Annotated in this window: 1 protein-coding gene; it reads left to right on the forward strand. The window is 59.7% G+C overall.

Going from position 1 to position 1,083, the window contains the following annotated elements; translation table 11 throughout:
• Positions 1 to 30: 30 nt before the first annotated feature.
• A partial coding sequence (locus tag AB4Z11_RS32365) for an MFS transporter (RefSeq protein ID WP_442030371.1) occupies positions 31 to 1,083 on the forward strand: 1,053 nt, incomplete at its 3' end.

The following is a 1,083-nucleotide window of genomic DNA, read 5'->3' on the forward strand; positions in this document are numbered from 1 at the left end:
AGATAGATGGGGAACGGTAAAGCGTCCCCCATGACCGCTGAAGAAAAGAAGGTCATCTTCGCATCGTCGCTGGGTACCGTGTTCGAATGGTACGACTTTTACCTGTACGGTTCGCTGGCCGCAATCATCGCCAAGCAGTTCTTCATCGGCGATCCGACCACCACCTTCATTTTTGCGCTGCTGGCATTTGCGGCAGGCTTTATCGTGCGTCCCTTCGGCGCACTGGTGTTTGGCCGCCTCGGCGACATGATCGGCCGTAAGTATACCTTCCTGATCACCATTCTCATCATGGGTATGTCGACCTTCATCGTCGGCCTTCTGCCTGGGCACGCCCAGATCGGCATTGCGGCGCCGATTATCCTGGTCTCTCTGCGTATTCTGCAAGGCCTGGCACTGGGCGGCGAATACGGYGGTGCAGCGACCTACGTGGCGGAACATGCGCCACACGGCAAGCGCGGCATCTTCACTTCCTGGATTCAGACTACCGCGACTCTGGGCCTGTTCCTGTCGCTGCTGGTGATTCTGGGCACCCGTACCGCGATCGGCGAGGAAGCCTTCAATGCCTGGGGTTGGCGCGTGCCGTTCCTGGTATCGGTTCTGCTGCTGGGTATCTCGGTGTGGATTCGTCTGTCGATGAACGAGTCCCCGGCGTTCGCCAAGATGAAGGCTGAAGGCAAGACCTCCAAAGCCCCACTGAGCGAATCCTTCGGCCAATGGCGCAACCTGAAGATCGTGATCCTGGCCCTGATCGGTCTGACCATGGGCCAGGCGGTCGTGTGGTACACCGGCCAGTTCTACGCCCTGTTCTTCATGACCCAGGTGCTGAAAGTCGATGGCCCCAACGCCAACCTGATGACCGCTCTGTCCCTGGCGCTGGCGACCCCGTTCTTCATCTTCTTCGGCTCCCTGTCGGACAAGATCGGCCGCAAGTGGATCATCCTGGGTGGCTGCATTCTGGCCGCGGCGACTTACTTCCCGCTGTTCGGCGCCCTGACCCACTACGGCAATCCGCAGCTGGAATCGGCATTGAAGAACTCCCCAGTGGTGGTGGTGGCTGATCCGGCCTCCTGCCACTTCCAGTTC

Source organism: Pseudoduganella sp. RAF53_2 (assembly GCF_052113985.1).
Taxonomy (GTDB): domain Bacteria; phylum Pseudomonadota; class Gammaproteobacteria; order Burkholderiales; family Burkholderiaceae_D; genus Rugamonas.